We start from the raw sequence: 25520 nt of genomic DNA on the forward strand, positions 1-25520 counted from the left end.
GGTGCGACGACCAGGCCCGGGAGCGCCGATCGCGCCGCTTGCCGGCATCGGCACACCAGTGATCCAAACCGACCGACCTGCGGCATAAGTGCTAAAAATTACGTTACTGCCGTTTTCTGTGCCCGGCAGCAGATGGACCGACCGCCGGAGGAGAGCAGTGACACCACGAGTGATGACGCCGTTCCGGCCGCGGCACCGCCTGCGCAAGCCGCTCCTCGCCGCGTTCGCCGCCCTGGCGATGCTCCTGCCCGTCGCGGCCTGCGGCTCCTCGGGCGACGGCATCCCCCGGCCGGACCACATCGTGGTGGTGATCGAGGAGAACCGCGGCTACGAGGACATCATCGGCTCGCCCGAGGCCCCGTTCATCAACGAACTGGCCCGCAAGGGCGCCAACCTCACCCAGTTCTTCGCCATCACGTATCCGAGCCAGCCGAACTATCTGGCCCTGTTCTCCGGATCCACCCAGGGCGTCGACAACGACTGCCCGAACGACTTCTCGTCCCGCAACCTGGCCTCCCAGCTGATCCAGGCCGACCTGACGTTCACCGGTTACGCGGAGAGCCTGCCGAGGGTCGGCTTCAAGGACTGCGCCAGCGGCCCGTACGTCCGCCGGCACGCTCCGTGGGTCAACTTCACCAACCTGCCCGATTCCGTCAACCGCCCGTGGACGGACTTCCCCGAGGACTTCTCGGAGCTGCCGGACGTCTCCTTCGTGGTGCCGAACCTCGACAACGACATGCACGACGGCGGCGTCGCACGCGCCGACGCCTGGCTGCGGGACAACCTCGGCGACTACGCCCGGTGGGCCATGACCAACAACAGCCTCCTCGTGGTCACCTGGGACGAGGACGAGGGCGGCGAGGAGGAGGACAACCACATCCCGACCGTCGTCGTCGGTGAGCAGGTGAGGCCCGGTGAGCACGACCAGCCGAACAACCTGTACGGCCTGTTGCGCACGATCCTGGACGCGTTCGACCTCGACCCGATCGGACACAGCGCCGAGGCCGAGCCCCTGGACATCTGGAAGGACGGCGACTGACCAGGCGTCCGTCACGCGTCCTGGAACCGGATCACGCGCTTGACCGCCGTCCGCAGCCCGCGCTCGGCCGCGGAGACGGGCAGCCTCTCCCGCCAGTAGCGCGGAGACGGACGGCCCACACCCCCGAAGCCCGCCTTGAAGTGCTCCAGCGACGAGCCCGGCGCGGACTCGCCCAGGTCGAAGACCCGGCAGCCCTGCGCGCACGCCTCCTCCACGGCCAGCCGGTAGAGCAGCGGGACGGCCCGGACGGGGTGGGCCAGATCCCGGTCCATGGCCGCCCGCCAGAACTTGGCGTGCGGGCCGTGCCGCAGGACGACGATGGCCGCCGCGGGCTCCCCGGCGTTCCGAGCCACCCAGATCGTGCAGGACTCACCGAACCGGGCGGCGACCGCCGCCAGCCGCTCCCTGGGGAACTCGCGCCTCCTGCGCCACCGGGCCAGTGCGCGCGGCTCGTGCTGCTGTGCCGCCCAGCGCTCGATGGACCGGTCGTACAGCTCCTCGAAGACGGGCGCGAGCAGACCGGCGCGGTCCGCCTCCACGTCGAGGTGCGCCTTCTCGGCGCGCTTGACGTCGCGGCGGGCCCGGGTGTGGAAGCGGTGCTGCCAGACGGCGCCGAAGCCGCCGTCGAGATCCACCGCCTGGTTCATGTGGGGCTCCAGGCGGAAACCGCCCGGTACGGCCCGCTGCCACAGTGCGGCGTCCTGGGGCCGGAAGCGGACGGCGACGCGCAGGGCGGGCCGGTGCGCCAGGTCGGCCAAGAGCGCCCGCGCCTGCCCGGGGCTCACGGCACCGGAGGCCACCGGCCCGCCGATCCCCCATCCGGCCGGCCAGGACTCCTCGGCGTCCAGCCGCCCGGGGCGCCGCTCCCTGCCGACGAGCGGCAGCACGATCCGGGTGCCGTCGGCGAACGCGTAGAGCCTGCTGGCGTCCCGGTACGGCCCGGTCTCGCACAGGCAGTCGAGCCAGGTCGGTGTCTGGGTGACGCCGAGGTGCGCGTCCCGGCCGGCCAGGTCCCACCAGACGTCCCGGGGAGCGGGGGCCGTGACCTGTGCGGGACCGGCCGCGGTGTCGATCAGCAGTTCGGCGCGCGGGTTCACGCTGTCCTCCCGCGGGAACGTGAGCCGTGTACCGGCGCCGCGCTCTCGTGCGCCAGCAGCTCGCCCAGGACGGACACCACGTTGTCCGCGACCCAGCGGTGGCTGCGCGCGTACCGGCTCGATTTCTCCAGGTTCCCCGCCACGTGCCACAGCCAGGTCAGCAGCGTGACCGCCGTGTCCGTCCGGGGTCCGGCCTCCACCGCCCGCACCCCGTCGAGCAGCCGCCGGTCCTGCGCGCTGAGGGAGTCGCGCCGCACGACATCGGCGACGACCGCCCCGAACTCCCGTCCGGCGAGCTGGTGGCGCATGGTCAGCACGAAGGTGTGGCAGTCCAGCAGGGAGGGGCCGTCCGGCACGGCACCCGCCCAGTCGATCACTCCGGACAGCGTCTCGCGGCCCTCCGACAGCAGCACGTTGCCGGGGTGGAAGTCGGCGTGCGTCCAGGCCACCAGCAGCCGGTGACCGGCCAATGCGCTCTCGATCCGTTCGCGCAGGACGGCCAGGGCCTTCGCGCCCTCACCCCGGCGGCACCACCGGACCTGCTCGGCGAGCACGGCCAGCCGGGGTTCGACCCAGTCGGCCAGCAGGGGCGTCACCTCCTGCGTCCGGCCGGTGGCGCGGTGCAGTTCGCGGATCGCCATGAGGGCGGACTCGGCCACCGGGCGGGCCAGCGCCGGGGAGCGCCGCAGCAGCGCGTCGGCCTCGACGCCCGGCAGGCAGGACTCCACCACCGCCGGCAGCGGCCCCTCCAGCCGGCGCTCCTTCACGACGGGCAACAGCCGCCGCCACGAGCCGAGCCGCTCGTCCCGGGCCAGCCGGCGCACGGCCTCGCACTCGTGCTCCAGCGAGGCGGCCGCGCGTGGGCTCCGGGGGTGCTTCACCACGGCGGGTTCCGTGCCGCCGCCGTCGAGCCGGAAGACCAGGAGGTCGGAGAAGGTGCGCCGCGGGCTGCGTGGCGCGCCCCCGGCCTGGAGCGAGTCCGCGAGTCTGCGTGCCGTCAGGGCGTCGGCCGGGCGCGTCAGGAGGCCGGCGGGACGCAGCGGCAGGAATCCCCGCAGTTCCCCGGTGAGCGACATCCGGCCCTCCTTCGCACACCGTCCGGCAAATGACGCAATTCACCTCTTTTCATCATCGATGCAGCTTGCATGAGGTGCGACTCGACTCCGGATCATGTATGTGTACGACGTCGAGGACGGCTTCGTCCTTCTCCACACCGAGGAGTCAGCATGGCCAACGGCCGTGGGCCCAGTGAGTCCCGCCGCGCCAGCGACCGCGGCCGCTACGGCCGGCTCAGCCGGGAGCGCGTCCTGGCCAGCGCCCTGGAACTGGTGGACCGCGAAGGGCTGTCGGCGCTCAGCATGCGCCGCCTCGGCACCGAACTCGGCGTCGAGGCCATGGCGCTGTACCGCTACGCGTCCAGCAAGGACGCCCTGCTCGACGGGCTGGTCGAGGCGCTGTACCTGAGCCTGGAGGAGCGGTTGTCCGCCGGGCCGGACGAGGACGCGGACTGGCGGGCCGGGCTGCATCGCATCGCCCGTGCCACCTACGACGTGTGTCTCGCACACCCTCAGGCGGTGCCGCTGCTCGCCACCCGGCTGCTCGCGGTGCCGCTGGCCCGGCGGCCCACAGCCGTGCTGCGGGATCACGAGCGGGTGCTCGCGTTGCTGCGGGGAGCCGGGTTCGACGAGACCGCCGCCTCCGCCGTCTTCCGCGCCTTCACCGCCTGGCTGCTCGGCTACGTGACCGTGGAACTGCGCCCCATGGTCGACAACCCGGACGAGACCGACCCTGCCTTCCGGCTCGGGCTGCACCGGCTGTCCCCGAGGGAACTGCCGACCCTGCGGGAGACGGCGGCCGCGCTCGCCGAGCGGGGCGGCCCCGAGGGCCTCGCGGCAGGCCTCGACGCACTGCTCGACGGCCTCACCGGCGGCTCGACTTCCGCAGCATCCCGCTGAACGGCGTCACCGGACGCTCCAGGCGCTCGCCGTCCAGCGTGATGTCCACGACCTCGTTGAAGAAGGCCAGGCGTCCCCGGATCGCCGCCACGGCGGGCAGCGGGTCGGCATAGCTCCAGACGACATTGGGCGGCACTCCGCCCTCGCCGCGCCAGGACCAGTAGGAGGCGGTGCCCTTGTAGGGGCACCCGGTGTGGTGGTCGGTGGACTCGAAGAGGTCCAGGCGGACGTCCTCGCGCGGGAGGTAGTAGCGGGTCGGCAGGGACGTCTCGAAGAGCAGGACGGGGGCGCGGGTGTCCGCGACGACCCGGCCCTCGACCTCGACCCGGACATGGCGGCTGCTGGGCAGCGCGTCCACGCGCTTGTGCGGGTCACGGGGGTGGATGAAGATCTCTTCCTCCTCCTCGTACCAGTGGTCGAGGCCGGTGTCGGTGCGCCGGAACCACTCGAAGGCGATGTGGCCGGCCAGGTCGTCGGCGGGGAAGGACCAGGCCGCGTTGGCGCGCACGTCGCCACCGGCGACCAGGTCGTAGAAGACCTGGGAGCCGGTGTGGGTGCCCGTGGGCGGGTCGGCCGCCGGGCGCAGGAGGTCGGTGCGGACGTCGGTGCGCGGGAAGGCGTACTGGGGCACGGGCAGGCCGGGCTCCCAGACGAGCACCGGGTGGCGGCTGTCGACGACGGTGATGTCGCCCGTGCGGCCGCGCACCCAGCGCTCGCTGGGCTCCCACACGAGGCCTTCGGGGGTGGTGGTGAGGGACCGGGCGGCGGGATGGGCCGGGTGGGTGCTCATGGCCGGTGTCTCCTTCGCGCAGGAGGTCCGGTGGTTCCGGAGGTCCGTTCCCCTCCACGGTCCCACGGCTCCCCGTGCCCCGCGCCGGCCGCGGCGGCGAGGGCCCGGCCCGGCTCGGCCTGCCGGGTGGCGCGGTCGAGGCCGAGGGGTCAGCCCGAGAAGGGTCCCTCCAGTGCCGCCCACTGCAGCAGCATGATGGTCTTGGCGTCGGTGATCTCCCCGGTGCGGATCATCTCCAGGGCCCGGCGGAAGGGCAGTTCGAGGATCTCGATGTCCTCGCCCTCCTCGTCGAGCCCGCCGCCCTCGTGGGTGCGGGTCGACGGGCCGTAGGCGGCGGCGTAGCAGCTGACGCGTTCGGTGACCGAGCCGGGGCTCATGTAGACGTCGAAGACGTGCCGGACCTCGCCGATGGTGTGGCCGGTCTCCTCCACGACCTCGCGCCGTACCGCGACCTCGGGGTGCTCGTCCTCGTCGTCGAGCAGGCCGCCCGGGGTCTCCACGAGCATGCCGTCCGGGTGCCCGTTGACGTACACCGGGAAGCGGAACTGGCGGGTGAGCAGGACGGTTTCGCGCTCGGTGTCGTAGAGCAGCATGGTGGCGCCGTTGCCGCGGTCGTGCGTCTCGCGTTCCTGGGTGCTCCAGGTGCCGTCGGCGTGCCGGAAGTCGAAGGTGGTGGTCCGCTCGACGTACCAGTGGCTGGACAGGAGCTTCACGTCGCGGACCTTGACGCGGGGGTTTCCGGTGAGGTCCCGGCCGGCTCGGTCGAGTCCGGTGCGGCCCCTGCGGTCGGGCGTGTCGATGCCGGCGGTCATCGGGCACCGGCCGGGCGGCGAGGCGGAAAGATCGAGAAGGTCATGCCCGCTTCTACCATCCCGGGGCCGCCCGGTGTGCGGAGTACCCGAGCATGACGCGTCCGAGGCTCCCTCTCGCCCCGTGCGGCGGGAGACAGTGGGAGCCCGCCGCGGCCCTGGGGGACGACGGGCCGCGGGGGTGAGCGGCAGACGGCGGACGGCGATGTCCGACGCACTTCACGGGGGTGGGCACATGGAAGCGGACCGGGACGTACGGCACGCGCTCGTGGTGGGGGCCGGGATCGGCGGCCTGGCCGCCGCGCTCGCCCTCGGCCGTACCGGGTGGCGGGTGACGGTGCTGGAGCGGGCGGCGGCCATCGGGGAGATCGGCGCGGGCATCCAGCTCAGTCCGAACGGGGTGCGCGTGCTGAGCGCCCTCGGCGTGCTGGACCGACTGCTGCCCACGACGTTCCGCCCCGAGGCCGTCGAGATGCGGCTCGGCCGCTCCGGCCGGCGCGTCTTCCGCGTCGAACTCGCCGAGACCGCGGTACGCCGCTGGGGAGCCCCCTACCTGCACGTCCACCGCTCCGACCTGCTGGAGTCCCTGCGCGCCGGGACGGCCGGCGGCGGCCTGGACATCACGCTGCTCACGGGGTCGGCCGTGCGCGGCTACGCACAGGACGCGCGGGGTGTGACGGCGGTGCTCGACTCGGGCCGGCGGATCGCCGGGAACCTGCTCATCGGGGCCGACGGGATCCACTCGGCGATCCGCGAGCGGATGCTGGGGGCCGGCGAGCCGCGGTTCACCGGTCATGTCGCCTGGCGGGTCACCGTCCCGGTCGAACGCCTGGGAGGTGACGCGCCCCCGCCCACCGCGTGCCTCTGGGTGGGCGAGCGGCGGCATGCCGTCACCTACCGGCTGCGCGGCGGGACCCTGGCCAATCTGGTGGCGGTCGTGGAGCGGGACGCGTGGCGGGGCGAGTCCTGGACCGAGCGCGGCACCCGGCGGGACGCGCTGGCCGACTTCGCGGGCTGGCACCCGACGGTCACCACCGCGCTGCGGGAGGCGGAGACGCACTTCCGCTGGGCGCTGTTCGACCGCGAGCCCCTGGAGACCTGGGTGGACGGGCGGGTCGCGCTCCTCGGTGACGCGTGCCACCCGATGCTGCCCTACCTGGCGCAGGGCGCCACCATGGCCCTGGAGGACGCGTGGGTCCTCGCCGACCGGCTCGCACACACCGACGACGTGCCGCGGGCGCTGCGGTCGTACGCCGCCGCCAGGCTCCCGCGCACCGCACGGGTCCAGGCCGGTTCCCGGGAGAACGGGCAGCGCTTCCACCGGGAGGGCCGCTTCGCCCACGTGCCCCTGTGGTTCCTCGGGAAGCTGGCGCCGCGTGTGTACCACCGCCGGCTGGACTGGCTCTACGGGCACCGGATGCCGTGACCGGCCCCGACAGGAAAGGTCCCCGCAGGCATCCGCCTGCGGGGACCTTCCGCACCGTCGGGACGACAGGATTTGAACCTGCGACCCCTTGACCCCCAGTCAAGTGCGCTACCAAGCTGCGCCACGTCCCGGTGCGCGCCACCCGCGGTGAGCCGCGTGATCGCGCGAACAGCACTTTACCCCACACCCCTGGCCGCGCCGAAAGCGGGCCGGGCGGGACAATCGGCGTATGGGCAGCACTGGAGAGACCTACTCGGACCGGCCGGGCGGCGCGCGGGACCGCGACGCGGAGGGCCGGGCCCGCAACGCCCGGCCGCGGGACGGTCTCGGCCGGCCCCTGCCGTACGGGGCGGACGGCGTGCCGCGGCAGCCGGAGGGCGTGGTCCGTACGCCCGAGGAGACCGTCGCCGAGGCGCAGCGGCTGCTGGACGAGGGGAAACCGTTCCACGCGCACGAGGTCTTCGAGGACGCGTGGAAGTCGGGCCCGGAGGAGGAACGGGAGCTGTGGCGCGGTCTGGCCCAGCTCGCCGTGGGCCTCACGCACGCCGCCCGGGGCAATCTCACCGGCGGCGCCCGGCTGCTGCGGCGTGGTGCGGGGGCGACGGAGGCGTGGGTGTCCGGCTCGGGCCGGGACCGGCCGCACGGCATCGACATCGCGGCGACGGCCGCCTGGGCACGGGCCCTGGCCACGGAGGTCGAGCAGGAGGGCCGGTCCGTGGACGCCCGGCAACGGGCCCCACGGTTGCGGGGAGCCTCCGACTGACCGAAGCGGACCGGCACCCGCCGACCAGCCGCCCCCTCCGACCAGCCGCCCCCTCCGACCGGCCGACCCGCCGACCTGGCGACCCGGCGACCTGGCGACCCGGCGACCTGGCGACCCGGCGACCTGGCGACCTGGCGACCTGGCGGCCTGCCGGCGAGCCGAGCGGGACTCGGTGGAGGGCCGTCCCCGCGCGTGCGGCACACTCGGGGCGTGCGAAAGATTCATGTCATCGGTATCGGCGCGGGCGACCCCGACCAGCTCACCCTCCAGGCCGTCAGGGCGCTGCGGAGCACGGACGTGTTCTTCATCCTGGACAAGGGCGAGGTGAAGGCGGATCTCACGGGGCTGCGGCGGGACATGCTCGACGCGCACGTCGAGGCGGGCACGTACCGGGTCGTCGAGGCGCGCGACCCGGAGCGGGACCGGCGGGCCGGCGGCGACGCCTACTCCCCCGCCGTCGGGGACTGGCGCAGCGCCCGGGCCGACATCTACGAGCGGCTGATCACCGAGGAGCTCGGCGCGGAGCAGACCGGCGCGTTCCTGGTGTGGGGCGACCCCTCGCTGTACGACAGCACCCTGGCGATCCTGGAGGAGGTACTGGAGCGCGGGGCCGTCGCGTTCGAGTACGACGTGGTGCCCGGCATCAGCAGCGTCTCGGCGCTGGTCGCCCGGCACCGCACGGGCCTCAACCGCGTCGGCAGGCCGGTGCAGATCACCACGGGCCGGCGGCTCGCCGAGGGCTTCCCGGAGGGCGTGGACGACGTGGTGGTGATGCTCGACGCCCACCAGACCTTCCGGAAGTACGCGGACGAGGACGTCGACATCTACTGGGGCGCCTACATCGGCACTCCGGACGAGATCCTGGTCTCCGGACCGATCGCCGAGGCCGCTCCCCGCATCGAGCGGCTGCGCGCCGAGGCCCGTGAGCGCAAGGGCTGGATCATGGACACGTATCTGCTGCGCCGGCGCCCCCGCGACTGACGTGACTGGGGGCCGCGACACCGGGCACCCGTGCGGACGTTCTGGCATGCGCACGTAGCCCACAGGTGTGAAGGTGACGACGTGACCGTCGTGGAGGAAACCGCCCCGCCCGCCTCCCAGCCGCCGGTGCTGGACACCCGCCGCCGCAACGTCGTCTTCGTGACGATCATGCTGGGGATGCTGCTCGCGGCGCTCGACCAGACCATCGTCGGTACCGCCCTGCCCACCATCGTGTCGGACCTGGGCGGGGCCGAGCACATGTCGTGGGTGGTCACCTCGTACCTCCTCGCCGAGACGGTCGCGACCGTGCTGGTCGGCAAGTTCGGCGATCTGTTCGGACGCAAGCTCGTCTTCCAGGTCTCGGCGATCGTGTTCATCACGGGGTCGTTCCTGTGCGGTCTGGCCACGAACATGTCGTTGCTGATCGCCTGGCGGGCGATGCAGGGCATCGGCGCGGGTGGGCTGATGGTCACGTCCATGGCGTTGATCGCGGACGTGATCCCGCTGCGGGAGCGCGGCAAGTACCAGGGCGCGATCGGCGCGGTGTTCGGTGTGGCCACGGTTGTCGGGCCGCTGCTGGGCGGGCTGTTCACCGACCATCTGACCTGGCGCTGGGCGTTCTACGTCAACGTGCCCATCGCGATCGTGGTCGTGGTGGCGGCGGCCCGGACCATTCCGGTGGTGAAGTCGGCGGTCCGGCCCGTCATCGATTATCTGGGCATCGCGCTGGTCGCGGTCGGCGCCAGCGCGCTGATCCTGGCGACGAGTTGGGGCGGGAACGAGTACGCCTGGGGCTCGGGCGTGATCATCGGGCTGTTCGTGGGCGGTGTGGTCGCGCTGGCGCTGTTCTGCCGGGTGGAGACGCGGGCGCGCGAACCGATGCTGCCCATGCGGCTGTTCGCCAACCCGGTGTTCTCGGTCTGCTCGGTGCTGAGCTTCATCGTCGGCTTCGCGATGCTCGGCGCGCTGACGTATCTGCCGACGTATCTGCAGTACGTCGACGGCGACTCGGCCACGGTGTCCGGCGTGCGGACGCTGCCGATGGTGGCGGGGCTGCTCATCGCGTCGGTGTTCAGCGGCACCGTGGTCAGCAGGACCGGCCGCTACCGGCTCTTCCCGATCGCCGGTTCGCTGGTGATGGGCGTGGGCCTGTACCTGATGTCCCTGATGGGGCCGGGCACGGGCGCGGGGCTGGAGTCCTTGTACATGTTCGTGCTGGGCACCGGCATCGGGCTGAGCATGCAGGTGCTGACGATCGCGGTGCAGAACACCGTCGACTACGCCGACCTCGGCACCGCGACCTCCGGCGTCACCTTCTTCCGTACGCTGGGCAGTTCGTTCGGCACGGCCGTGTTCGGCACCATCTACACCAACGCGCTGGCGCCCAACCTGCGCGAGGGCGTCGCGGACGCCGCGCGGGCCGGTGAGGTGGACCCGGCCCTCGTCGGCCGGGCGGCGACCAGCCCCGAGGGCGTGCACGAGCTGCCGTCGGCCACGGCCGCGCCGATCGTCGACGCCTACGCGGACACGCTGCAGACGGTGTTCCTGTGGACCGTGCCGGTCGCCGTCCTGGGCTTCCTCGTGGCCCTGTTCCTCAAGCAGGTCCCGCTGCGCGACACCGCGCGGACCGGGTCGACCGACCTGGGCGAGGGGTTCGCCTCGCCGCACGGCGCGGACTCCCGGCGGGTGCTGGAGGCCGCCGTCGGGAAGATCATCGGCAGTGCGGACCTGGACACCACGCGCCGGATCGTCCTGGAGTCCGACACCCGGCTGGACGTGGCCGGGGCATGGGCCGTGATGCAGGTCGAGCTGTTCACGCGGATGGTCGGGCACGCCAGCCTGGGGCTGATCGCGGCGCGCCGCCGGATGCCGCCGGAGGTGCTGCTGCCGGTCTTCGAGCGGATGGTCGAGGAGGGGTTCCTGACCCGCCACGGGTCCCTGCTGGCCCACACGGAGGCCGGTGCCCGGGAGGCCGCAGTCATCAGCCGGGCCTGGGCGGCGTGGCTGGAGGACCGGCTGGGGCGCGACATCGGGCGCCCCTCGGACGCCGATCTGCGCATCGCGGTCGACGCGATCGCGAAACGGCTGCTGGTGGAGGACCTGAGCCACGGTCTGCCGGCCGGACCGGCGAAGTCCCTGGCGACCAGCGGGGCTTGACCGGGGCGTGAGCGCTCCGGCCCCTCGCCGGACGTAGGCGGCCTCAGGAACCGCCGAGCCCCAGTCGCTCCAGCACCCCCTCCACATCGGGCACCGCCGTCACGCCCTCCGGCAGCGGCGGCCGCCCGACCACCACGACCGGCAGCCCGAGGTTCCGGGCCGCGGTCAGCTTGGCCGCGGTGGCCGCTCCCCCGCTGTCCTTGGTCACCAGGACGTCGACGCGGTGCTCCCGCAGCAGGGCCGTCTCGCCGGGCACGGTGAACGGGCCGCGGGCCAGCAGCACATGGGTGTCGGGCGGCAGCGGCGGTTCGGGGGGATCCACCGAGCGCACCACGAAGTGGAGTGCGGCCAGGTGCGCGAACGCGGCGAGTCCCAGGCGCCCGGTGGTGAGGAAGACCCGGCGGCCGACTCGGGGCAGCAGGTCGGCCGCCGCGTCCAGCGAGGGCACCGGGTGCCAGCGGTCCCCGGGGCCGGGCCGCCACCCCGGGCGGCGCAGCACCACCGCCGGCACCCCGGTCAGGGCGGCGGCCCGGGCGGCGTTGGCCGTGATCGACTCGGCGAAGGGGTGGGTGGCGTCGACGAGCGCGGTCACCTTTTCCCGCAGCAGCCACCCGGCCAGCCCCTCGGCACCGCCGAAGCCCCCGACGCGCACGTCCCCGTCGAGCGCCCCCGGCCGTGCCACCCGCCCCGCGAGGGACGTGGTGACTCGGACACCGGGGCGTGCGGACAGCGCGCCGGCCAGGGCACGGGCCTCGGCCGTACCACCGAGGATCAGGACGTGAGGGGACACGGCGTCGAGCGTACGAGGTCCCACACGACGAACGGCCACGCGGGTACGGCCCGACGGGCACGGCCCGGGGCTGCAGAGGCAGGGGCGGCCCGGGTGGCGGTACGGGCGGGCACGGCCCGGGGTGGCTGTACCGGCCGACACGGCCCGGGCACCAGTACCGCCGGTCACGGCCCGAAGCGGCTGTACCGGCGGGCGCCGCCCGGCGTCGGTGGCTATCGTCCTGGCATGGAGTCCGTGCGTGCCGTGCTCGTGGACATCGACGGGGTACTGACCGTCTCGTGGCGGCCGCTGCCCGGTGCCGTGGAGGCGTTGCGGGAGATCCGGGAGGCCGGCTACGCGGTCCTGCTGGTGACGAACACGACCTCGCGGACCCGGGCGTCGATCGCCGGGACGCTGGCGGACGCGGGGTTCCCGGTGAGCGCCGAGGACATCCTGACCGCCCCAGCGGCCACCGCCGCCCATCTCGCCGAGCACTCTCCCGGTGCCCGCTGCGCCCTGCTGAACAGCGGCGACATCGCGGCGGACCTGGAGGGCGTGACGGTGGTCGACCCGGCGGACGGCGGCACCGAGCCGGAGGTGGTCCTGGTCGGCGGGGCCGGCCCCGAGTTCGGTTACGAGGCACTCGACCGGGCCTTCGGTCACCTGCAGCGCGGGGCGCGGCTGGTGGCGATGCACCGCAACCTGTACTGGCGTACGGCCGAGGGGCTGCGGCTGGACGCGGGCGCGTTCCTGGCCGGTCTGGAGCGGGCGGCGCGCGTGGAGGCCGAGATCACGGGCAAACCGGCCCGGGCGTTCTTCGAGGCGGCCCTGGCCCGGCTCGGCGCCGGCGCGGGCGAGGCCGTGATGGTCGGGGACGACGTCGAGTCCGACGTCCTGGGGGCGCAGCGGGCCGGGATCACCGGGGTGCTCGTGCGGACCGGGAAGTTCCGGCAGGAGACGCTGGACGCCGCCGACGGCACGCCCGACCATGTGATCGACGCGTTCGCGGACCTGCCCGCCCTGCTGCGGGGTTCAGCGCAGCAGTAGCTGGAGCCCGCCCACGACGGTCGCGGCGATGACCAGTCGCTCGAACAGCCGCTGGTTGATCCTGTCGACGGCCCACTTGCCGATCAGCGCGCCGGGCACGACGAACACCACGAGCGCCAGGTCGAGCATGAGGGAACGGCCGTCGATCAGGCCGAGGCCGGCGCTGAAGGGCAGCTTGGAGACGTTCACGATCAGGAAGAAGAACGCCGAGGTGCCGAGGAAGCCGAGTTTGCGGAAGCCGGCCGACAGCAGGTACATCGACATCACGGGGCCGCCCGCGTTGGCGACCATGGTGGTGAAGCCGCCCAGCACACCGTACGAGCGGGCCTTGAGCCGGCCCGGCCGGGTGGTGACGGACTCCGGCTCCTCCTCCGTGTCCGCGGCACGCCGGCGCCACACCGTCACGGCCGCCATGAGCAGCAGGATCGCGCCGATGGAGGTCCGTACGATCGCGTCGTCCGCCCACACCAGGAACACCGTGCCGACGACGACGCCCGCGGCGACCGCCGGGAACAGCCGCCACAGCGTGGGCCAGTGCGCGTGCCGCCGGTAGGTGGCCACGGCCAGCAGGTCCCCGGCGATGAGGACCGGCAGCAGCACACCGGTGGAGGCGCGGGCGGGCAGCACCGCGGCGAAGATGGCGAGGCTGACCGTGTTGGCCCCGCTCACGGCGGTCTTGGAGAAGCCGACGAGCAGGGCCGCGAAGGCCAGGGCGGCGAATTCCCAGCCGGTGATGTGCCAGAGCGTCATGGTGTTCATGCGAACACTGATGCTATGTGCAACGAACCGGTGCGGTCAGCGCCGTCTCGCCTGCTGAGCCTCCTGGTCCGGTCCGCTCAGGGCCGTTCGACCAGCACCGCGCTGCCCTGGCCGACACCGACGCACATCGTGGCCAGTCCCTTGCCGGCTCCCGTGCGCCGCATGCGGTGCAGCAGCGTGGTGAGGATGCGGGCGCCCGAGCAGCCCAGGGGATGGCCGAGGGCGATGGCGCCGCCGCTGGGGTTGACCAGGCCGGGGTCGATGCCGAGCTGGTCGACGCAGGCCAGCGCCTGGGCCGCGAACGCCTCGTTGAACTCGGCCTCCTCCAGGTCGCCGATGTCCCAGCCGGTCCGGGCCAGGACCTTGCGCGTGGCGGGGACCGGCCCGATGCCCATGACGTCGGGGTGGACGCCGGCGGAGGCACCGGCGACATAGCGGCCGAGGGACTCCAGGCCCAGGTCGTTCAGGGCCTCCTCGCTGACCAGGAGGAGTCCCGCGGCACCGTCGTTCATCGGGGAGGCGTTGCCCGCGGTGACCGTGCCGCCCTGGCGGAAGACCGGCTTGAGCCGGGCGAGCTTCTCGTACGAGGTGTCCTCGCGGACGCACTCGTCGGTGTCGACGACCACGCCGTCGGGGCGCTCGACGGGCAGCAGTTCGTCGTCGAAGTGGCCGTTCTTGCGGGCGTCGGCGGCGCGTTGGTGGCTGCGCAGGGCGAACTCGTCCTGGCGCTCGCGCGGGATGCCGTACCGGGCGGCGACCTCCTCGGCCGTCTCGCCCATGGACAGCAGGCCGTGCAGGTCCTTCATCACCGGGTTGACCAGACGCCAGCCCAGACGGGTGTCGACGGTCTCGATGCGGTGCGGCAGGGCCTCGTCGGGGCGGGGCAGCACGAAGGGGGCGCGGCTCATCGACTCGGAGCCGCCCGCGACGACGACGTCCGCCTCGCCGGCGGCGATGGTGCGGGCGGCCGTGGTGACGGCCTCCAGGCCGGAGGCGCACAGGCGGTTGACCGTGGCGCCGGGGACGGACTCGGGCAGGCCGGCGAGCAGGGCGGCCATGCGGGCGACGTTGCGGTTGTCCTCGCCGGCCTGGTTGGCGGCGCCCCAGTACACGTCGTCGACCCGGGCCGGGTCCAGCGCGGGCACGTCGGCGATCAGGGTGCGGACGACGGTCGCGGCGAGGTCGTCGGGCCGGACCGTGGAGAGGGATCCCCGCAGTTTGCCGATGGGGGTGCGGCGGGCGGCCGCGAAGTGGACGGGACGCACGAGAGGGCTCCTCACACCGCCAGTTAATTAGCACTGCTAGTTTCGGATAATAGTCCCTCCTCCCGCTCCTGGGAAGATTTCGGTGGCCGATCAGGCTCCCGAACGGTGTTCTCGCAGGCCGGGGGCGGCGCCTGCCCTGGGCCCGCAGCGCGTTTGCACCCGTGAGCCGTGGGCACCCGCGCGGTCATGGAGTGGTTGCGGAGCGCCGCCTGCGTGGACGAGGACCCCGAGTTGTTCTTCCCCGTGGGCACCGCGGGCCCCGCCCTGCGGGACATCACGGCCGCCAAACGCATCTGCGCGCGCTGCCCGGTGAGCGACGACTGCCTGAGCTTCGCGCTCGGCAGTGGTCAGGCCTCGGGCGTGTGGGGCGGCACCTGCGAGGAGGAGCGCGACGCACTGCTGAGGACCACGAGGAACGACGCGAGAAGGAGAAGCGCCCTATGACGGCTGTGAGGAGCACCCTGCCCGACGACGCCCGCAAGGTCGCGTGCGAGGCACTCCAGGACACGCTGGTCGATCTGCTCGGACTCTCGCTGATCGGGAAGCAGGCCCACTGGAACATCGTCGGACCGCGGTTCCGGTCCATCCACCTGCAGCTGGACGAGGTGGTGACGGCCGCGCGGACCTTCGCCGACACGGTCGCGGAGCGGTCCGCGGCGCTCGGCGTGCCGCCGGACGGCCGCCCCGAGACCGTCGCCAGGGACTTCACGCTGCCCGCCCCGAAGGACGGCTGGGTCCGTGACGAGGACGCCGTGCGGGTGATGGTGGAGTCGCTGCGCGAGGCCATCGGCCGGCTGCGCGAGCGCATCGAGGCGACGGAGACGGCCGACCCGGTCACCCAGGACCTGCTGATCGCCATCACGGCGGACCTGGAGAAGCAGCGCTGGATGTTCGACGCCGAGAACTTCCCCCGCGAGAGCTGACCCCGGCGGATCCGGCGCACAGCATCCGACGTACGCACGGAAGGGGCAGGCGATGACCGACGCCCTCGAACTCGACGCGCTGTGGGAGGACTTCCACCGCGTGGTGAACATGACCTCGCAGGAACTCGCGGCCTGGCTGCGGGTGCGGGACGCCGACGAGGCGACCGAACCGCTTCCGGAGCAGGCGGGCACGCCCACCGGGCAGCACGTCCTGGCGATCCTCCAGAAGCGGCGCACGGACCTGACCGAGGACGACCTGCGCGTGATGCGCAAGGTCGTCGACACGGTCACCGACGAGGCCGACCTGGAGAACGAGCCCGAGCCGGAGACGACGGCCGAGGACACCCGCCGCCGGCACCGGCTGATGACACTCGGCCACGACCCGCTGAAGGGCTAGCCGCAGGCTGACCGGGGACGGACGGGAGCGCGTCGCGCACGCGCTCCCGTCCGCGCCGCGTGGCCGGGACCGCCTCGCAGGACCGGGGCGGCGATCCGCGGCGGCCGCGCCGGGCGGCGGCCGGCGAGGTGCCCCCCCGGCTGAGCCCAGCAACCATTCAGCCCAGCAACCACCCGCCGTCCACGTTCAGTTCGACCGCGTTGACGGAGTCGTTGCGCAGCAGGAAGTCGACCGCGTCCACCACGTCCGCCATGGTGGCCAGCCGCCCGGTGGGAGTCTCGGTGCGCAGCGCGGCCAGCACCTTCTCCGGTTTGGCCTGCCAGTACGGGCTGTCACCGACGACCCCGGGGTGCACGGCGTTGACGCGGACCGGGGCGAGTTCGACGGCGAGGGTGTGCATCATGCCCCGCACTCCCGCGTTGACCGTCGCCACGGTCGTCGCCCCCGGATAGGGGCGTTCCTTCGCCTGCCCTCCGAACAGCACGATCGCGCTGCCGTCGTGCAGCCGGCCGCGCAGCGCGTGCACGACCTCCGTGTAGCCGACGAGCTTGAGCGTGACCAGGCGCAGCGCGGCGTCGATGTCGTACTCGGTGACCTTGTTGTCGTCCCGGGAGACGCCCGCGATCACCAGGTGGTCGACGCGGCCCACGTCGGCCAGGGCCGCCGCGATCTCCAGCGGCCGTGCCAGGTCCAGGGCGATCCCGCGGGCCCCGGCCTGCTCGGCGACCGCCCCGGCCCGCTGGGCGTCCCGGCCGGTGAGCACCACGTCGTCCCCGCGCCCGGCCCGTTCCCGGGCGAAGGCGTGGCCGATCCCGGACGTGCCTCCGACGACGAGCACACTGTTCATGATCTCTCCTCCAGTGCCGCGCGCAGGTAGTCCCAGTCCCGCGTGAACCGGTACGCGTGCCGTACGGGCGGCTGCGGCGCCTGTGTCTCCAGCCACCGCAGCGGCCCCTGCCCGGCGTTGACGAACCCGTGGACGCACCCGGCGCCCGCCCAGGCCAGGTCGCCCGGTTCCAGCCGGTACCGCTCCCCGTCGAGCAGGGCCTCCGCCACGCCTTCGAGGATCAGGTAGGTCTCCTCGAAGGGGTGGTCGTGGGTGCCGATGACCCCGTCGGAGGCGTACTGCACCATGAACATCGTCGAGGCGACCGCGCCCAGGTCGCCGTCGATCATCATCTTCACCGTGATGCCGCTGTAGACCAGCAGCGCGGTCCGCATGCTCGCGGTCACGGCCAGCAGGTCCTGGGACTGCTTGCCGGGGTCCATCTGGTCCGGCTCGAAGTGGCCGAAGGAGCGGGTGCGCGGATCGCGGACGTCGACCCGGACCGGCTCGCGCGCGGGCAGTGCGGGCACCGTCTGGGTGTCGTGGCCGTAGCGGGCGCGCGGCACCGGGGCCAGCATGTCCGCCCAGCGGCCGCCGGTGTCCCCGGCCCCGCGCCAGGAGTGGGGCACCCCGGTCGGCAGCAGGCCGTAGTCGCCCTCCGCCAGCCGGTACGCGCCCTCCGGCACGTCGAGGATCACGGCCCCGTCGAGGACGAGGAACGTCTCCTCGTACGAGTGGACGTGGGCGGGCACGCGGCCGTCGGGGCGCAGTTCGCACACGCCGAAGCCGGTGTGGACGCTGCCGTCGTCCTCGCCGACCAGCGTCCACCGCCGGTGACCGTGCCGGTCGAACGGCGGCGCGGGAAGTCCGGCGGCGCGGCGCACCAGGTGCCGGGTCATGCCGTGGCCTTCGCCGCCGCGGCCTCCTTCGCCGCCAGGAGCCGGTCGCGGGACTCCGTGACCAGCCGCAGGGCGCGTGCGGTGTCGGCGAGCAGCCTGCCGTCGCGTTTGCGGAGCACGCCGTCGACGAGGACGGTGTCCACGTTGGAGACGTCCGCGCACAGCGTGACCGCGGCCACCGCGTCGTGCACGGGCGCCATGTTGGGCGCCGTGGCGTCGAGGGCGACGATGTCGGCGCGCTTGCCGGGGGTCAGGGAGCCGGTACGGTCCTCCAGGCCCGCCACGTGGGCGCCGTTGACCGTGGCGGTCTCCAGCATCTGACGTGCCGTCAGCATGGTCGCGGGGACCGGCAGGTTGGCCTGCCAGCAGTCGGCGTTGACGCGGGCGCGGTCGGCGGCGAAGGCCGCGCGGATCTGGGTGAACATGTCGCCGGGCACGGTCGTGACGACGTCGACGCTGAGCGAGGGCCGCAGGCCGTGCTCGATCGCCTGCATCACCGGTGGCCAGCCGTGCCCCATCTGGAGCTCCACCTGCGGCGCGACCGACACCGTGCCGCCGCTGTCGGCGACCATCCGCCACTCCTCCTCGCTCAGATGGCAGCAGTGGACGTAGGTGGTGTCGGGGCCCAGGAGCCCCAGGCCGTGCAGTTGCCTGACCATGCCGAAGCGGCCGGCGAGCCGCCCCATCGCGACGTGCACGGTGATCGGGAGGCCCAGCTCGCGGGCCACGGCCCACTCGGCGGCGACGACCTGGTCGACGCAGAAGCCGGGGCCGCGGGTGGCGAGGGCCATGGTCAGCAGGCCGTCGTCGGACGCGAAGTACGTCGACCTGATCCGCCGCACGTCGTCCGCGGGGATGACGAGCTTGCTCTCGAACCAGTAGTCGGCGAGGGAGGTGTTGGCGCTGCCGTACGCGTAACAGGCCCGGATGCCGGATTCGCTCAGCCCCTGGATCGCCGCGTCCGGGTGTTCGGGGGTGTTGTTGATGTGCGACCAGTCGACGAGCGTGGTGATGCCGGCGTCGAGACACTCCAGCGCGCCCGCGAGATTGCCCGCGTAGACGTCCTGCGGGGTGTACAGCGGGGCGAAGGTGTCGAGGATGTCGACGAAGTAGTCGTCGAGGGTCGCGTCCGGGGCGACACCCCGGATCGGGGCCTCCCAGGTGTGGCGGTGGGTGTCGACGAAGCCGGGGATCACGATGCGGCCGGTCATGTCGAGGATCTCGGCGTCGGCGCTGATCTCGGGCTGCACGGCCGCGATCCTGCCGTCCTCGACGAGGACGTCCCCCTGGGGCAGGTCACCGATGTCGGGGTCCATCGAGATCACGTGGCCGGAGCGCAGCAGTGTCCTGGTGGTCATCGCGCTTCCTCCCATGGGGTCGGGGAACGTGTGCGGCTCAGTAGGCGGCGAGTCGGCGGACCTCGGCGACGACCTTGCCGACGGTGGGCACGACCTGTTCCTCCAGCGCGTCGGCGAACGGCAGCGGGACGCACTCCCCCGCCACCCGCCGCACGGGCGCGTCCAGCAGGTCGAAGCCCTCGTCGGCCACGACGGAGACGACGGTGCCGCCCCAGCCGCCCTGGTAGGGGTTCTCCTCGACGGTGACGAGCCGGGAGGTCCTGGCCAGCGAGGCGAGGACGGTCGCCATGTCGAGCGGGACCAGGCAGCGCAGGTCGACCACCTCCGCCTCGATGCCCTCGCCCGACAGCGCGTCGGCGGCCCGCAGCGCCAGCGGCACGGTCGAGGCGAGGGCGACGAGCGTGACGTCGGCGCCCTCGCGGACGACGGCGGCCCGGCCCAGCCCGACGACGTGACCGGGCGGGGGCGGGGCGCCCTTGGTGGCGAACAGCGCCTTGTGCTCGAAGAAGACCACGGGGTCGTCGCTGCGGATCGCCGCCGCCATCATGCCGACGACGTCGGCGGGGGTGGCCGGTGCGGCGATCTTCAGGCCGGGCACGGTCAGCGCCCAGTTCTCGGTGGCCTGGGAGTGCTGGGCGCCGAAGCCGAGTCCGCCGCCGTTGGCGGTGCGCACCACGAGCGGGACGGTCACCTGGCCGCCGGTCATGTAGCGCACCTTGGGGATCTCGTTGGCGAGGCAGTCCCAGCAGCAGGCGAGGAAGTCGGAGAACATGATCTCCGCGACGGGCCGCATGCCCGTGAGGGCGGCGCCCATCGCCGCGCCCACGATGGCCTGCTCGGATATGGGGGTGTCCCACACCCGCTCGGGCCCGAACTCCGTCAGCAGCCCCACGGTCGTCTTGAACACCCCGCCGGCCGCGCCGATGTCCTCCCCGAGGCACACCACCGACGCGTCCCGGCGCATCTCCCGTGCGAGGCCCTCGGCGACGGCGTCCCGGTAGGTGATCACGTCCGCCATGCGGCACCTCCGTCCGCCCACACGTCGGTCAGCGCCTCACGCGGGTCGGGAGCCGGAGCGGCCCCGGCCGCCTCGACGGCCCGCTCCACGACCGCCCGGGCGCGCTCGTCGGCGCGGGCGATCTCGTCCGCGCCGACGCCCCGTTCGGCCAGGCGCCCGCGGGCGAGGTCCAGCGGGTCGTGCTTCAGCCACCGTTCGACCTCCTCGGCCGGGCGGTAGGCGGCCGGGTCGGCGCGGCTGTGCCCGTAGTGCCGGTAGGTCTCGGCCTCCAGCACGGCGGGCCCGTCTCCGGCCCGGGCCCGGCGCGCCAGCCGCTCCACCGCCTCCGCGACGGCCTCGACGTCGTTGCCGTCGACGACCTCGCCCGGGATGCCGTGGGCGGGCGCCCGGTCGGCGGCGGGCCGGGGCACGGCGGTGACCTCGGCGATCGGGGTGTACTCCATGTACAGGTTGTTCTCGCACACGAACAGCACCGGAAGCCGCCATACGGCGGCCAGGTTCAGCGCCTCGTGGAAGGCGCCGATGTTGGTGGCCCCGTCCCCGAAGAACGCCACCGCCAGCTGCTGTGTGCCGCGCAGCCGGGCCGACCAGGCGGCGCCGACCGCCATGGGCAGATGGGCGCCGACGATGGCGTACGAGCCGAGCATGCCGGCCGCCGCCTTGGTCAGGTGCATGGAGCCGCCCTTGGCGCGGCACAGGCCCGTGGCGCGGCTCATCAGCTCGGCGAGGCACTCCTCGGGGGTGGCGCCCCGGGCGAGGGCATGGTGGTGGCCCCTATAGGTGGCGAACACATAGTCGTCCGGGCGCAGGGCGGCGCTCGCGCCCACGGCGACGGCCTCCTGCCCGGCGGCGAGATGGGTGGTGCCCTTCACCAGGCCCCGCAGGAACAGGTCGTGGGCCGCCTTCTCGGTCCGGCGGACGACGGCCATCCGCTCGTAGGCGTCGAGAAGCCCGGCCGCGTCCATCACGGCGTCCCGTCGCCGCGCGGCCTGTCGAGGCGGGGCGGCGCCTCACGCGGTGTGCCGAGCAATTGCGCCTCACGCGGGCCGTCGAGGAGCGACTGCGCCTCACGCCGCGTGTTGAGGTGGGACTGCGCCTCACGCCGCGTGTTCAGCTCGCCGCCCACCGTCCAGTACTTGCGGCCCGCCACCAGCAGTTCCTCCGCCGGGAACTTGGTGATGACCTCGCACCCGTCGGCGGTGACGACCAGTTCCTCCTCGATGCGGGCGGCGGACCAGCCGTCGGCGGCCGGCCAGTAGGTCTCCAGGGCGAACACCATGCCCTCTTCGAGGACTTCGGGACGGTCGAGGGAGACCAGGCGGCTGAAGATCGGCTTCTCCCAGATCGACAGCCCGACGCCGTGTCCGTACTGCAGGGCGAACGCGGCGGTCTCGTCGGCGAAGCCGAACTCCTCGGCGCGCGGCCAGACCCGCACGATGTCGGCGGTGGTGGCGCCCGGCCGGACCAGCGCGATGGCCGCGTCCATGTACTCCCGGCAGCGCACGTACGCGTCCCGCTGCGCCGGTGAGGCACTGCCCACGGCGAACGTGCGGTAGTAGCAGGTGCGGTAGCCCAGATGGCTGTGCAGGATGTCGAAGAACGCGGGGTCCCCGGGGCGGATCAGCCGGTCGCTGTAGACGTGCGGGTGGGGTGAACAGCGTTCACCGGAGATGGCGTTGACGCCTTCGACGTACTCGCTGCCGAGGTCGTACAGGACCTTACTGACGACGCCGACGCACTCGTTCTCGCGCAGCCCCGGCCGCAGCTGCCCGTACAGCTCCTCGTACGCCGCGTCGACCATGGCGCAGGCCTGGGTGAGCAGGGCGATCTCGTCGCCGGTCTTGATCCGGCGGGCCTCCAGGAACACCTGCTGCCCGTCGACGACGTCGATGCCCTCGGCTTGCAGCGCGGCGAGCACCGGCATCTCGGCCACGTCGACGCCGAGCGGTTCGCCGGCCAGCCCGTGGTCGCGCAGCTCGGCGGCGATCTTGGCGGCCACGTCCTCGGCGATGCCCGCCTCAGGGTGGAAGGCGCCCCGCAGCGTGGAGATGCCGGCCCGGGCGCCGGTGGGCGGGCCGCCCTCGCCGTCGCCGTAGTCCAGCCAGGGGTTGTACAGCTGGTGGTGGCGGGCCGCGGAGCCGAAGTCCCACACGACCGGTTCGCCGTCGCGCACCAGCAGGGCGAAGCGGATCAGCTTGTCCATCGCCCAGGTGCCGATGTGGGTCGCCGTCATGTAGCGGATGTTGGCGAAGTCGAAACTGAGCACCGCGCCGAGGGAGGAGCGGTTCAGCGACTCGTGCAGCCGGGCCAGCCGCTGCCCTCGCAGCCGGTCCAGGTCGATGCGCTCTTCCCAGTCGACGGCGTTGGGGCCGTATGTGCGGATCGCCATGGCGACCACCCCCACTTCGGAGTGAACGCCCGGGTGCCATGGGTGTCAAGTGTCACTGAACATCGCCGGACACGAACCAGACGCCCACGGCCGGTACCCCTCCATCGTTGCGGTAACGGTGGGGGGTCGTCGACTCAAAACAGACGGCGTCGCCCGGGCGCACGGTGTACTCGTCGAAGCCGAGGGTGAGGATCAGTTCGCCGGAGGTGAGATAGCCGTACTCGGTGCCCGGGTGCCGCATCAGGGCGCCCGAGCCGGAGGAGGCGCCGCCCGGCCGGTAGGTCACCAGCAGGAAGTCGGCGTCCGCGCCCGGCACCCGGCCGAGCCGCTCCCACACGACGCCCGAGTCCAGTTCCAGCCTCTCGCGCCCGCCCGCGCCGACCAGGGGGCCGATCCGCCGGCCGGGGTCGGCCGCGGACGCGGTGAGGGCGGTGAGGGCGCGCGGCACGGTTTGCGGGGCCGCCGGGGCGACCGGGGCCGCCGGGGCTACCGGGCCAGGCGGGGCGACCGGGGCCACGGGGGCCGCCGTGCCGGTCTGACGGGCGTCGAAGAGGGACTCGACGGAGATGCCGAGGGCCGTGGTGATCGCGTAGAGGGTGCTGACGGACGGCTGGCTCTTGCCGGTCTCGATCTGCGAGACGAGGCTCGCCGAGACGCCGATCCGCCGGGCGAGGGCGCGCAGGCTCGTGCCGTGCTCCAGGCGTGCCTGCCGGATGCGCTCGCCGACGGGCGGCACGACGGCGGGGGACACGGGCGGCTCCTCTCCGGACATCCCGGGCACCGGCACGGGCGGGTCGCTCCGGTCGGCTCCGGTGGCGTTCAGCTTCATTGAACAGCCGGCGCGCCGCGCGACGCCAGACCGGTCCGGGACCGTCCGCGGCTCACCCGAACGGTCCGGTGCCGTCCGGGACCGTCCGCGGCTCACCCGAACGGTCCGGTGCCGGTGGTGGGCCAGGGGCGCCGGTGGTGCGCTGGGGCCACGCGCCACGCTCTCAGGAGGCACTCCCGATGACCCGTCGCCCGTCCCGCCCCGCCCGCGTCCTGACCTGTGCCCTCGCGGCGGGCACCCTGCTGGCCACCGCCGCCTGCTCGGACGACGGCGGGTCGGACGGTCCGCGCGTCTCGGGCGTCGCCGCCTCCCAGGTCGCCGGAAAGAAGCAGGCTCCCTCGCCCACCGCCACCCTCTCCACCGACGGCGCGCGAACCGCGCTGATCACGGAGGCGGACATCGAGGACGACTGGAACCAGGTCAAGGACACCGAGGCGGAGAACTGGCACGACAGCCTGCTCATCGGCACGGTCGACGTCTCCGACTTCCTCACCGCCAAGGCCGACGCCGCCGACTGCCAGCGGCTCCTCGACTCCCTCTACGACGACGACCTGCTGGGCAGGCCGTCGGGCTCGTCCGCGCTGCGCGGCTTCGAGCAGGGCGACTCGCGGCTGCTGTACCAGGTGGCCTCCTACGACCGGACCGACCCGCAGGACTCCCTGAACTGGATGGCGACCCTGCCGGAGAAGTGCGACCAGTTCACCGTGACCGACAAGGGCGAGCAGCGCACGGTCCAGGTCGTCGACGACTCGCTGCCCGCCGTGGGCGACGCGCGCGAGGGCCTGCGCGTGACCGTCAAGGGCGAGACCGGTGGCACGGACGTCACGCTGACCCTGGACGTCGCCGCGGTACGCGTCGGCGACGACGCGATCACCGTCACCGGGGGCGGGCTCGACGGCGGCGAGCACGACTCCGTCGAGCAGGCGGCGAAGCTCGGCACGCAGCGCCTGAAGGACGTGCTGGCCGGCAAGACGCCCGCGCCGGCCCCGAGCGAGGTCGAGTAGCGCGGCCCGCGCCTCTCCCCCGCCGCCGCACGCGGGACTCGCCGGCCGGCCTCGTCCGGCGGGGCGTGCCGCGCCAACGGCCCCGCCCTTGCTGCCGATTCCCGGGACAGCGTGATCAAGGCAGCGGCACAATGGCGGCGGCGGCCGGTCGCGGCCGTCCGGGCTAGGAGAGGAAGAGACGTGAGTGAGAGCCACACCCCGCCGAGCGGCTCGGCGAGGCTGAACACCGGTGTGGCGCACAACGCGCGCGTGTGGAACTACTGGATCGGCGGCAAGGACAACTACGAGGTCGACCAGCAGGTCGGCGAGCACGTCGCCGGCATGTTCCCGATCATCCGGGACATCGCCCGGGCGGACCGGGACTTCCTGGGCCGTGCCGTGTCGTTCCTGGCCGGCGAGCGCGGAGTGCGGCAGTTCCTCGACATCGGCACGGGCCTGCCGACGGCGGACAACACCCACGAGATCGCCCAGCGGATCGCGCCCGACTCCCGCATCGTCTACGTCGACAACGACCCGATCGTCCTGGTGCACGCCCGCACCCTGCTGACCGGCACCCAGGACGGCGTCACCGCCTACATCGACGCCGACGTGCACGACCCGGACGCCATCCTGGAGCGGGCCGCGGGCACCCTGGACTTCACCGAGCCCGTCGCCGTGATGATGCTGGGCATCCTCAACTTCGTGCTGGACACCGACAAGGCCCGGCACATCGCGCACCGCGTGATGGCCGCGGTCCCCTCCGGCAGCTTCCTGGTCCTCACCCACCCGACCTTCGACGAGGAGCTGGGCGGCGCGGGCCAGATCCCCGCGATGAAGTTCTGGAACGAGAACGCCACTCCCCCGATCACCGCCCGCAGCGGCGCGGACATCGCGACGTTCTTCGAGGGCCTCGAACTGCTCGAACCGGGCATGGTCTCGTGCGGCCTGTGGCGCGCCGAGCCCGGCGCGTCGGTCCTGGTGCCCCAGTACGGCGCGGTGGCCGTGAAGCCCTGACGCGCGTCGCCCCCGGGGGCACAAGGA

At 73.3% G+C, this 25520-nt stretch carries 26 protein-coding genes and 1 tRNA gene; 12 read left to right on the forward strand and 15 right to left on the reverse strand.

Translation table 11 applies throughout. The features are described from left to right. Positions 1-157 precede the first annotated feature (157 nt). Entirely contained in the window at positions 158-1039 is an 882-nt protein-coding gene (locus tag CHR28_RS20920) for an alkaline phosphatase family protein (protein WP_218829471.1), read from the forward strand. Between the two features lie 11 nt (positions 1040-1050). On the opposite strand, the gene CHR28_RS20925 is transcribed toward CHR28_RS20920, so the two are convergent. Next, positions 1051-2136, reverse strand: coding sequence for a GNAT family N-acetyltransferase (locus CHR28_RS20925; RefSeq protein WP_094055197.1), 1086 nt, complete (start codon positions 2134-2136; stop codon positions 1051-1053). Beyond that, positions 2133-3212, reverse strand: a complete 1080-nt coding sequence (locus tag CHR28_RS20930) for a phosphotransferase family protein (RefSeq protein ID WP_094055198.1) — start codon at positions 3210-3212, stop codon at positions 2133-2135. The genes CHR28_RS20925 and CHR28_RS20930 overlap by 4 nt, the downstream gene beginning before the upstream one ends. A gap of 150 nt (positions 3213-3362) precedes the next feature. On the opposite strand from CHR28_RS20930, the gene CHR28_RS20935 reads away from it, so the two are divergent. Then, positions 3363-4091 (forward strand): TetR/AcrR family transcriptional regulator, encoded by a 729-nt coding sequence (locus tag CHR28_RS20935; RefSeq protein ID WP_094055199.1) that lies wholly within the window; start codon positions 3363-3365, stop codon positions 4089-4091. Here CHR28_RS20935 and CHR28_RS20940 read toward each other — a convergent pair. Together CHR28_RS20940 and CHR28_RS20945 are read right to left on the reverse strand one after the other, a co-directional pair. After that, positions 4057-4881: a DUF427 domain-containing protein gene (locus CHR28_RS20940; protein WP_094055200.1), complete on the reverse strand. Its 825-nt coding sequence runs from the start codon at positions 4879-4881 to the stop codon at positions 4057-4059. The two genes, CHR28_RS20935 and CHR28_RS20940, sit on opposite strands and share 35 nt — an antisense overlap. Positions 4882-5030: 149 nt before the next feature. After that, positions 5031-5693, reverse strand: a complete 663-nt coding sequence (locus CHR28_RS20945) for an NUDIX domain-containing protein (RefSeq protein ID WP_094055201.1) — start codon at positions 5691-5693, stop codon at positions 5031-5033. Positions 5694-5925: 232 nt separating this feature from the next. On the opposite strand from CHR28_RS20945, the gene CHR28_RS20950 reads away from it, so the two are divergent. Further along, positions 5926-7116: an FAD-dependent monooxygenase gene (locus CHR28_RS20950; RefSeq protein WP_094055202.1), complete on the forward strand. Its 1191-nt coding sequence runs from the start codon at positions 5926-5928 to the stop codon at positions 7114-7116. A 57-nt stretch (positions 7117-7173) separates the two neighbouring features. Here CHR28_RS20950 and CHR28_RS20955 read toward each other — a convergent pair. Continuing rightward, positions 7174-7247: transfer RNA gene (locus tag CHR28_RS20955), tRNA-Pro, on the reverse strand. 98 nt (positions 7248-7345) lie between these two features. On the opposite strand from CHR28_RS20955, the gene CHR28_RS20960 reads away from it, so the two are divergent. The 3 genes from CHR28_RS20960 to CHR28_RS20970 all read left to right on the forward strand — a co-directional run bounded on the left by CHR28_RS20960 (position 7346) and on the right by CHR28_RS20970 (position 11017). Next, positions 7346-7879, forward strand: a complete 534-nt coding sequence (locus CHR28_RS20960) for a DUF309 domain-containing protein (protein WP_094055203.1) — start codon at positions 7346-7348, stop codon at positions 7877-7879. A gap of 210 nt (positions 7880-8089) precedes the next feature. Then, on the forward strand, positions 8090-8860 hold the full coding sequence (gene cobF / locus CHR28_RS20965) for a precorrin-6A synthase (deacetylating) (RefSeq protein ID WP_179272506.1): 771 nt from the start codon (positions 8090-8092) through the stop codon (positions 8858-8860). Between the two features lie 81 nt (positions 8861-8941). Continuing rightward, a complete protein-coding gene (locus tag CHR28_RS20970) occupies positions 8942-11017 on the forward strand; it encodes an MDR family MFS transporter (RefSeq protein WP_094055205.1) in 2076 nt (691 codons plus the stop codon). A 43-nt stretch (positions 11018-11060) separates the two neighbouring features. Here CHR28_RS20970 and CHR28_RS20975 read toward each other — a convergent pair whose 3' ends face one another. Next, the gene (locus tag CHR28_RS20975; RefSeq protein ID WP_094055206.1) at positions 11061-11807 is read right to left on the reverse strand and encodes a cobalt-precorrin-6A reductase; all 747 of its coding nucleotides are present in this window, start codon (positions 11805-11807) and stop codon (positions 11061-11063) included. Between the two features lie 225 nt (positions 11808-12032). On the opposite strand from CHR28_RS20975, the gene CHR28_RS20980 reads away from it, so the two are divergent. Next, positions 12033-12833: an HAD-IIA family hydrolase gene (locus CHR28_RS20980; protein WP_094055207.1), complete on the forward strand. Its 801-nt coding sequence runs from the start codon at positions 12033-12035 to the stop codon at positions 12831-12833. Here CHR28_RS20980 and CHR28_RS20985 read toward each other — a convergent pair. Further along, on the reverse strand, positions 12819-13592 hold the full coding sequence (locus CHR28_RS20985; RefSeq protein ID WP_094055208.1) for a sulfite exporter TauE/SafE family protein: 774 nt from the start codon (positions 13590-13592) through the stop codon (positions 12819-12821). The two genes, CHR28_RS20980 and CHR28_RS20985, sit on opposite strands and share 15 nt — an antisense overlap. 77 nt (positions 13593-13669) lie before the next feature. Next, entirely contained in the window at positions 13670-14857 is a 1188-nt protein-coding gene (locus tag CHR28_RS20990) for a thiolase family protein (protein WP_094055209.1), read from the reverse strand. 186 nt (positions 14858-15043) lie between these two features. Between CHR28_RS20990 and CHR28_RS20995 the strand changes: the two genes are divergently transcribed. The 3 genes from CHR28_RS20995 to CHR28_RS21005 are packed head-to-tail and all read left to right on the forward strand — an operon-like array spanning position 15044 to position 16177. Then, complete coding sequence (locus CHR28_RS20995) at positions 15044-15301, forward strand: WhiB family transcriptional regulator (protein WP_094055275.1); 258 nt, start codon at positions 15044-15046, stop codon at positions 15299-15301. Further along, positions 15298-15780, forward strand: a complete 483-nt coding sequence (locus CHR28_RS21000; RefSeq protein ID WP_094055210.1) for a Dps family protein — start codon at positions 15298-15300, stop codon at positions 15778-15780. The genes CHR28_RS20995 and CHR28_RS21000 overlap by 4 nt, the downstream gene beginning before the upstream one ends. A gap of 52 nt (positions 15781-15832) precedes the next feature. Continuing rightward, complete coding sequence (locus CHR28_RS21005; RefSeq protein WP_094055211.1) at positions 15833-16177, forward strand: DUF3140 domain-containing protein; 345 nt, start codon at positions 15833-15835, stop codon at positions 16175-16177. A 157-nt stretch (positions 16178-16334) separates the two neighbouring features. Here CHR28_RS21005 and CHR28_RS21010 read toward each other — a convergent pair whose 3' ends face one another. The 7 genes from CHR28_RS21010 to CHR28_RS21040 are packed head-to-tail and all read right to left on the reverse strand — an operon-like array spanning position 16335 to position 23418. Continuing rightward, complete coding sequence (locus CHR28_RS21010; RefSeq protein ID WP_094055212.1) at positions 16335-17024, reverse strand: SDR family oxidoreductase; 690 nt, start codon at positions 17022-17024, stop codon at positions 16335-16337. Continuing rightward, positions 17021-17902 carry a cupin domain-containing protein gene (locus tag CHR28_RS21015; RefSeq protein ID WP_094055213.1) on the reverse strand — a complete coding sequence of 294 codons (882 nt, stop codon included), beginning with the start codon at positions 17900-17902 and terminating at the stop codon, positions 17021-17023. Before CHR28_RS21015 ends, CHR28_RS21010 begins: the two co-directional genes overlap by 4 nt. Further along, positions 17899-19260, reverse strand: a complete 1362-nt coding sequence (locus CHR28_RS21020) for an amidohydrolase family protein (RefSeq protein WP_094055214.1) — start codon at positions 19258-19260, stop codon at positions 17899-17901. The genes CHR28_RS21015 and CHR28_RS21020 overlap by 4 nt, the downstream gene beginning before the upstream one ends. A gap of 37 nt (positions 19261-19297) precedes the next feature. Beyond that, the gene (locus CHR28_RS21025) at positions 19298-20278 is read right to left on the reverse strand and encodes an alpha-ketoacid dehydrogenase subunit beta (RefSeq protein ID WP_094055215.1); all 981 of its coding nucleotides are present in this window, start codon (positions 20276-20278) and stop codon (positions 19298-19300) included. After that, the gene (locus tag CHR28_RS21030) at positions 20266-21243 is read right to left on the reverse strand and encodes a thiamine pyrophosphate-dependent dehydrogenase E1 component subunit alpha (protein WP_094055216.1); all 978 of its coding nucleotides are present in this window, start codon (positions 21241-21243) and stop codon (positions 20266-20268) included. Before CHR28_RS21030 ends, CHR28_RS21025 begins: the two co-directional genes overlap by 13 nt. After that, positions 21243-22667: a M24 family metallopeptidase gene (locus tag CHR28_RS21035; protein ID WP_256984322.1), complete on the reverse strand. Its 1425-nt coding sequence runs from the start codon at positions 22665-22667 to the stop codon at positions 21243-21245. The genes CHR28_RS21030 and CHR28_RS21035 overlap by 1 nt, the downstream gene beginning before the upstream one ends. A 52-nt stretch (positions 22668-22719) precedes the next feature. Further along, a complete protein-coding gene (locus tag CHR28_RS21040; protein WP_094055276.1) occupies positions 22720-23418 on the reverse strand; it encodes a helix-turn-helix domain-containing protein in 699 nt (232 codons plus the stop codon). A 257-nt stretch (positions 23419-23675) separates the two neighbouring features. On the opposite strand from CHR28_RS21040, the gene CHR28_RS21045 reads away from it, so the two are divergent. Both CHR28_RS21045 and CHR28_RS21050 read left to right on the forward strand, forming a co-directional pair. Further along, positions 23676-24500, forward strand: a complete 825-nt coding sequence (locus tag CHR28_RS21045) for a hypothetical protein (protein WP_094055217.1) — start codon at positions 23676-23678, stop codon at positions 24498-24500. A gap of 180 nt (positions 24501-24680) precedes the next feature. Further along, positions 24681-25493, forward strand: a complete 813-nt coding sequence (locus CHR28_RS21050) for an SAM-dependent methyltransferase (protein WP_094055218.1) — start codon at positions 24681-24683, stop codon at positions 25491-25493. The last annotated feature ends 27 nt before the right edge of the window (positions 25494-25520 follow it).

This window comes from Streptomyces sp. XY006 (assembly GCF_002237655.1).
GTDB classification, from domain to species: domain Bacteria; phylum Actinomycetota; class Actinomycetes; order Streptomycetales; family Streptomycetaceae; genus Streptomyces; species Streptomyces levis.